Raw genomic sequence first — 7440 nt, 5'->3', positions numbered from 1 at the left:
ACGCATCGAACGGATGGCTGATTGTTCTCACACCCTGGCGGCCCCGAATCCAATGAACCGACGCTCACTCCTCGCAAATTCGGTCAGCTTTTGAACCGAACCCGGCATCCCGCGCAGGCCGGCGCGGCGGATAGACCGGTGCGAGCTGGCCGGCGACCGCGGGGTCTGCTGATTTTCCTCGAATTCTCTCCCAGAGAATCTCCCCAAATCGTTCTCTTGACATTCCAAAGCGCTGAAAGATCTCCGCGGTAGGTGCACCGCCAAACGGAACCCAGATGAGAGCGGGTTCCTTACCTGCCATTCATCAATGATCCAGCAGCACAGTGTGAATCCCGTTCAACGACACGCCCTATTACCGAAACATCTTTAAGAGAAGGACAGGTCGAACACCGCAATCCGGAATGGGTTCACTTTCGGGTCGAGATGCCGTTTAGCGAGTTGTTTTTCGATGTGGTCTTGGCGGAGGATCCGGGCGAGCGTTGTTCGACACCTGGCGGTTCCACGCGTTTAGCCGCCACCACCGACCCGGCCGTCCCGGACACCGTGGCCGCGGTCAAGGTTCACCGCGGGCACGCGATCATTGAGCAGGTCCATGATGACCTGAAGAGCTACCCGCCACTGCGAACAACGTCCTGTCCACGAATCAACCAAAGCCGTGCAGCGGGCTTCTCTGATGGCCACGAGGCAGCTCACACGGGACAAACCCGTGGCAGCCAGAAGGCAGACGGCGCGATGGCCATCTCGGATGGCATTACCTAAATCACTGCACCGCAACATATTTCTACCTTTGGCGACCTCTCATCACATTATGTGTCGCCTCGACGGACAGCGGTTCCGGAACGAGCACGGTGTTCTCGCCGCGGGCGCGCAATCCATCGAGAAAAACTGCCAGAAGCCGACAGTACAAATCTGGCGCGGCATCGCGGGTTCGATCCACCACAGCATTGAGCCCCACTTCCATGAACACGGTGTCCGTGCCAGTGACGTCGGTGCGCAGCGCCCCTTGGCTCTGGGCTCGGCGCACGAGGGCGTTTGTCAGGACACCGAGTCGGTCGCGCGCCTGATCGGCGAGCTCGCCGGCGAGATCGGGGCTGCCCAGAAGCTCAGCAAGCGCGCGGTCATCACGCTTCGCCTGCATCGAATGTTTCAAGTAACCAACCAGCCCTACCCACGCATCCTCTTCTTCGAGGGCCAGTTCCGCTCGTTCGATCATCGCTTCCAGCCGATCACGAAATAGGGCCTGGACGACCTCTTCCTTGTTGGCGAAGTTCCGATATGCGGTGGCGACTCCCACGCCAGCGTGGTGAGCGATGTCGTTGAGTGTCGCTTCGAGTCCACGCGCCTTGAAGAGTTCCGTGGCAGCGGTCAGAAGTCGCTCTCGATTGCGTGCAGCATCTCTCCGCCGCGAGGTCTTGTCGCTCATACGACGAAGCTACCACCAAAACGGATTGTCCATATCCGCTTCCTCTGCTATGTTCTAAACGGATACATTAACTCCGTTTCACGCTGGAGGTGAGAGGCACAGTTCAGCGACCGTCAGCCGGGGCTGCGGCGACCGCCGACCAAGGGCTGCACAGAGTTCGACAGCGACTCGACGAAATCTCCGCCCGAGCGTCCCCCTCCGGTGGACGTTGCGGCCACATGGTCAGTTACAGAGAGACGCGATTGACGCAGTCCTGGACCACTCATCGAAGGACGAAAGCAGGCGTCGCCGGAGAACCTCGTACACCCGCCGAGACGATCCCCTTCCGCTGCATCCCGTCACTCGCATCGCTTGATCGCAAACCACGAGCCAGGCAGTCGGGTCAGTCCGTCGACTCGCCGCACCCGCTCGGCACCCAGCCGCTTTCGCACTCAATAGGTAGTCCATTTCGGCCGGCGCGAGCCCCGGTGAATCCATCCCCGAATTTAACGCAAAGGAACCTCGAGAATGAGCACGACAAATCCGCTTCTGATGCTGAACAATGGCGTCCAGATGCCAGCATTGGGTCTCGGCGTCTACCAGAGTGCGCCTGAACAGACCGTGGCTGCAGTGCAGGCAGCGATCGCGGTTGGGTACCGCCTCTTCGACACAGCCGCCGCTTACGGCAACGAGCGCGAGGTCGGCGAGGGCATCCGGGCCTCCGGCGCCGACCGCAGTGAGGTATTCGTGACCACAAAGCTGTGGATCAGCGATTACGGGTACGACGGAGCCCTGAAAGGATTTGACGGCAGTCTACGACGCCTCGGACTCGACTACGTCGACCTCTACCTTCTGCACTGGCCAATGCCGTCCGATTTCGAGAAGACCGTGGGCGCGTACCGTGCTGCAGAGAAGCTGCTCTCAGAGGGGCGCACCCGCGCGATCGGCGTATGCAACCACAGTCCACAGCATCTCGACACGTTGATCGACCGCACCGGTATCGTCCCTGCGCTCAACCAAGTGGAACTACACCCGTACTTCAGTCAACCCGATGTGCGGCGGCACGATGCCGAACTGGGAGTCGTGACCCAGGCGTGGTCGCCGCTCGGCGGCGTGTACGTCTACCAGCCCAACGACCCCGATGAAGTCAAGAACGTCCTCCACGATCAGGTGGTGGTATCGATCGCTGAGCGCCACAGCAAGACGCCCGCTCAGGTAGTGATCCGCTGGGAGTTGGAGCACGGCCTCGCCGTCATACCAAAGTCCGTGGATCCCAGCCGCATCGCCGAGAACTTCGGCGTCTTCGACTTCGCGCTTGCTGCCGACGAGATAGCCGCGATCGATGCCCTGGACACGGGGGTTCGGGGTGGTCCGGACCCGACGGTCGTCGATGCCAGCAGGTTCCCTTTTGCGATCGACAATGCTTGACATGGTGGCGGAGAGAACCGACACGAGAGTCCACGTTGCAATCGTCGGTGCGTCGCTGTCCGGACTGATGTCCGCCCTTGCGCTGGCGCGCGCAGGATCGCGTGTGACCGTGCTCGAGCGGACAGGAAGCGCTCCACGCAGCGGCGCGGCACTAGCGGTCGACGGGCCACAGCTGCGCGCGGTGCTCGGTGACGACATCGCGGGCCCTATCCTGAGTGCCATCGCACCGTCGGATGAGCAGTGGGACAAGGGGTTGCCAGTAACCTGGGAGATGCTGCACAGAGCGCTGCACCACGGCGCCGCGGATCATCCACTCATCAATGTGCGCTACGACAGCCGGGTGGAGAGTGTCGGCCAGGACCACGACCGGGCGTGGGTCACCATGCGCGGTCACCCCACGGTTGTAGCGGATGCGGTTGTCGGAGCCGACGGACACCGCAGCCTCGTGCGCCGGAGCGTCGCCCCTGAACGACCCGACGCTCGGTTCGCCGGCTACGTTCTGTGGCTCGGGATCACCGACGAGCGGTCCCTGGAACTGGACACCAGCTGGCCCACCAGTCTGGATATCTGCTCGGGTGGTGCCCACTACCTGCTCGGCTACCCCCTTCCCGACAACGACGGCACACGAACTCCCGGCCATCGGCGCCTCGGCTGGGCGTGGTACGACGCCACCCGCAACGAGCTCTTCCGGCGCCTGGGAAGCGTCCGGGGAAACGTGGTGCACCATACCCTCCGCCCTCACGATATCCCACCCGGAACATACGAAGATCTGGCATCGGAGATCCGGCGTACTTGGCCGTCCCCGTGGCGCGAGGCAATGCTCGCCAGTGTCGCGCGACGTGACGTGACAGCCACCCCTATCGCCGAATACGTGCCGAGCCGAATGGTTTCCGGACGGCTTGCGCTGGTCGGTGACGCCGCACATGTGCCGACACCGATGACCGGACGCGGTTTCGCCGCATCACTCGACGACGCCGGGGCACTGGCGAAAGCGCTCGAGCCGGGCATCCGCGGCGGCGTCCCGGTGTCTGCGGCGCTGCTGACGTACGAGCAACGTTCACTCCACGCAGCACAACGACTCGTGGAGTCCGGGAAATCCTTCAGCCGGTCCTTCGCGCTCAACTGAGCCTGGATCGAATACCTGATTCACGAAAACGACGACGATGTCGGCCACACGTGAGCACTTGTCCGCAGCAGATTGGTCGTCCAGGACGAGCCCAAGAACCGAATGCTAGAAAATGGAGAAAGATGTCGTGACATCGGCAGAACGAAAAATCGCTAGAAAATTGATCAAACTCACTGCGTTACTATCCGCAGCGGGAATGGCCCTAGGCCTCTCGGCGTGCATGACGACGTCCAGCCCGGAGGGCGCAGTTTTAAAAATCGACAGCGGAGCAGTGCAAGGCAACGAACACGGAGAAATGCATTCCTACCTGGGAATACCCTATGCGGCAGCACCTGTGGGAGATCTGCGCTGGAGGCCGCCTCAGCAACCTCCCTCATGGACTTCCCCGCTCGATGCAACGGAATACGGCAATTCCTGCCCACAGAATGCAGATCTCGGAGTCTTCGCGAAGGCCGGAGGAAACGAAGACTGCCTTAATCTCAATGTATTCGTGAGCAAAAAGTCGGCCGAAAGCAAAAAGAAGCTTCCCGTGCTCGTGTGGATTCACGGCGGCGCGTTGGCGGTTGGAGGAGGAGGCGACTACGATCCCAGCAAGCTCGCCGTAGACGGTGGAATGGTGGTGGTAACCATCAACTATCGCCTCGGGCTGCTGGGATACTTCGCCGATCCGGCACTCGACCGCGAGGGTCATCCATTCGGAAACTATGGCCTTATGGATCAACAGTTCGCATTGGATTGGGTGCAGAGAAATATCGCAACATTTGGGGGAGATCCTGGCAACGTGACGATTTCCGGAGAGTCGTCTGGGGGCAACAGCGTGCTGGCGCATGTGGCATCACCACTGTCGTCCGGCAAGTTTCAGCACGCGATTCCGATGAGTGGTGCCGCCATCGCCCTGCAGTTTCCGGTCTTCGGAGCGCCGAGGCCCCTCGACGTCGCAGAAAGGACGGGAACCGATTTTACAAAGGCTGTCGGTTGCGGAAGCCGGGGCCCGGAGTGCCTGCGCGAACTCCCTCTAAATCAAATCCTTGCAACGCAGAGCCCCTACCTCATCAATCAGGTCATCATCGACGGCAGGGTTATTCCGACGCACCCTGCTGAAGCGTTCAAGTCTGGGAAGTTCAATCATGTAACGCTGATCAACGGAAGTACTCGCGACGAAGGAACATTCTTTGCCGGCTTCCCTGAGAATGAGAGTGGAGCCCCCCTGACTGCCCCGGGCTACCCCGGCGCGTTGGATGCCTATTTCGGCCCCCTGACACAAGACGTGCTGAAGGAATATCCGCTTGATGCTTTCAGCAACCCGAGCGAGGCCCTGGGGGCAGCCGTCACTGACATGCAATTCGCCTGCCCTGGCAGGGCGATCAACCGATGGATGGCTGACCAGACACCTACGTATGCTTTCGAGTTCTCAGATAGGACGGCCCCGTCCTATCTGAACCCCACGACCTTCGCGTTGGGTGCTGCGCACACGTTCGAGCTGGCGTACCTATTTCCCCGGTTTCACGGCGGTGCAGGCAATCCCATAGAGCTCAATCCACTTCAAGAGAAACTCTCCGATAAGATGGTCGACTACTGGTCGAACGCAGCGGGTGCGGAAGACCGGGAGGAGGAATGGCCGCAATACAGTCCCGCGGAGGAGAACACTATGAGTCTCATTCTGCCGGAGCCCCGGATGGATTCGCAAAGCTTTGGCCACGTACATAATTGCGATTTCTGGGATGCGAGAGGAATATACTGACGGGTTCGCCGCTCGGGCATTTGCATGCGTCCGAGCGGCGAATAGCGCGCGGTCACCCTCAAATTCGCGGGTGCGGAACGTCCGAGCATGTTCGAGTTTGGCTTATCGTAAAGCGCTTCGCCGCATGGTATGACAGTGGTATCCGATCACAGCACGGCGCTCGGTCCGGCAAACAAATCAGGCGGTCACGTGAGGCGCGCTGCAGGATCCGTCCGTATAACAGTGGTGGGGCGCGCCCGCCTTCTTTCCTCGAATGCAAAGACTCCCCGCCCGTGACGGCGGCGGAACCCGCCTCGATGACGTGCTCAGGGTTGGGTGCGTGCGGATTCTTCTGTGGCCGTGTCTGGTTCGCGTTCACGTTCGGTCCAGGACGCCAGGAATCGAAGTGCCTCATGGGTGGGGGTGTCGGGTGCGGCGGTCCAGATGACGAGTTGTTGTTCGGCGTCGGTGGTGGCGGTGAGGGTGTCCCAGTCGAGAACGAGTTCACCGGCGACCGGATGATTCATCGTCTTGGTGCCGACCGAAAGGCTCGCGACATTTTGCGCGGCCCACCATTGGCTGAATTGTGGGTCCTGGACGGAGAGCTCGCCGACGAGTGCCGCGACCCGGGGGTCGTCCGGGTACTTCGCGGCCTCCATCCGGAGTTGGGCGACGGCGGTTTTGGCGACGGTCTCCCAGTCGGCGTAGAGCGCCTTCATCGTGGGGTCGGTGAAGAGGATGCGCACGTAGTTGCGGTGCTTCTGGGGGACTTGTCCGAAGTCGGTGATCATCGCGGCGGCGAGCCGGTTCCAGCCGAGGATGTCCATGCGGCGGCCCATCACGATGGCGGGGACCGAGCTGAGGTCGTCCAGGAGTCGCCGCAGCTGGGGTTGCACCGTTTGCTTGGTCTGGCGGGGTGCCCGCGTGGACGGTTTTCCGGCAAGGCTGAACAGGTAGGTGCGCTGGTCGTCGTCCAGTTTGAGTACGTCTGCGAGGGTGTTCAAGATCGGCGCCGAAGCACGGATCCGGCCCTGTTCGACGCGGGTGTAGTAATCGGTGCTGATCGATGCCAGATGCGCGACTTCTTCCCTGCGTAACCCGGTGACGCGGCGCGGACCGGCAGTATCGGGCAGGCCCACCCCGCGCGGAGTCAACTCGGCGCGCCTGGCTTTGAGAAACACACCGAGTTCGTTCATCTGAGTGTCACCGCTCATGACACCAGTGTCTCACCAGCCCTGTTGGTTGTGAGGGGGAGAAATTTCTCCCTGGGAGACTTTCTTCCCCTGTGCAGAACCTGACTCGCGCAGGACTATCGAAGTACAGCAATCGGGTGAAACGCGCGCCACGCACCGTGCGCATACCGTGCGCATACCGACCGCGGTCGCGAACAAAAACCTATACGTAAGGAGGCCAGCATGGCCGAAAAGCCATCAGCAGCGCAGAAGGCGATCGGAGACATTGCCCCGAGGCTCGCCGATATCACCGACGAGGTGCTGTTCGGCGATATCTGGGAGCGGCCTGGCCTCTCGCCACGCGATCGCAGCCTCGTCACCGTCTCGGCGCTGGTGGCGCTGTACCGGGGCGATCAGCTCGACTTCCACCTGCGGTACGCGATGGACAACGGGCTGCGCGAGGACGAGCTCGTCGAGGCGCTGACGCATCTGGCGTTCTACGCCGGCTGGCCGAATGCGATGGGCGCGCTCGGGAAACTCAAGGCCTTGCGCGCGACTCCTGAGAACAGCTGACCACAAACAACCAAAAGAC

At 61.5% G+C, this 7440-nt stretch carries 7 protein-coding genes; 5 read left to right on the top strand and 2 right to left on the bottom strand.

What is annotated here, in order from left to right:
• The first annotated feature begins 423 nt into the window (after nt 1-423).
• Nucleotides 424-759: a hypothetical protein gene (locus tag ACFU5V_RS37555; protein WP_378705904.1), complete on the top strand. Its 336-nt coding sequence runs from the start codon at nt 424-426 to the stop codon at nt 757-759.
• Between the two features lie 22 nt (nt 760-781).
• Here ACFU5V_RS37555 and ACFU5V_RS37550 read toward each other — a convergent pair whose 3' ends face one another.
• Entirely contained in the window at nt 782-1423 is a 642-nt protein-coding gene (locus ACFU5V_RS37550; RefSeq protein ID WP_378705890.1) for a TetR/AcrR family transcriptional regulator, read from the bottom strand.
• A 507-nt stretch (nt 1424-1930) separates the two neighbouring features.
• On the opposite strand from ACFU5V_RS37550, the gene ACFU5V_RS37545 reads away from it, so the two are divergent.
• From ACFU5V_RS37545 to ACFU5V_RS37535, 3 genes are all read left to right on the top strand, one after another.
• Nucleotides 1931-2830 (top strand): aldo/keto reductase, encoded by a 900-nt coding sequence (locus ACFU5V_RS37545; RefSeq protein WP_378705888.1) that lies wholly within the window; start codon nt 1931-1933, stop codon nt 2828-2830.
• Nucleotide 2831: 1 nt separating this feature from the next.
• Nucleotides 2832-3956 carry an FAD-dependent monooxygenase gene (locus ACFU5V_RS37540; protein WP_378705886.1) on the top strand — a complete coding sequence of 375 codons (1125 nt, stop codon included), beginning with the start codon at nt 2832-2834 and terminating at the stop codon, nt 3954-3956.
• 127 nt (nt 3957-4083) lie between these two features.
• Nucleotides 4084-5697: a carboxylesterase/lipase family protein gene (locus ACFU5V_RS37535; RefSeq protein WP_378705884.1), complete on the top strand. Its 1614-nt coding sequence runs from the start codon at nt 4084-4086 to the stop codon at nt 5695-5697.
• A 305-nt stretch (nt 5698-6002) separates the two neighbouring features.
• On the opposite strand, the gene ACFU5V_RS37530 is transcribed toward ACFU5V_RS37535, so the two are convergent.
• A complete protein-coding gene (locus ACFU5V_RS37530) occupies nt 6003-6890 on the bottom strand; it encodes a helix-turn-helix domain-containing protein (RefSeq protein WP_378705882.1) in 888 nt (295 codons plus the stop codon).
• A gap of 201 nt (nt 6891-7091) precedes the next feature.
• On the opposite strand from ACFU5V_RS37530, the gene ACFU5V_RS37525 reads away from it, so the two are divergent.
• Nucleotides 7092-7421: a carboxymuconolactone decarboxylase family protein gene (locus ACFU5V_RS37525; RefSeq protein ID WP_378705880.1), complete on the top strand. Its 330-nt coding sequence runs from the start codon at nt 7092-7094 to the stop codon at nt 7419-7421.
• Nucleotides 7422-7440: the final 19 nt, after the last annotated feature.

Origin of the sequence: Rhodococcus sp. NPDC057529, assembly GCF_042802055.1 — a bacterium.
Taxonomy (GTDB): Bacteria; Actinomycetota; Actinomycetes; order Mycobacteriales; family Mycobacteriaceae; genus Rhodococcus_F.
This window is presented reverse-complemented; position numbering and strand designations above follow the sequence as displayed.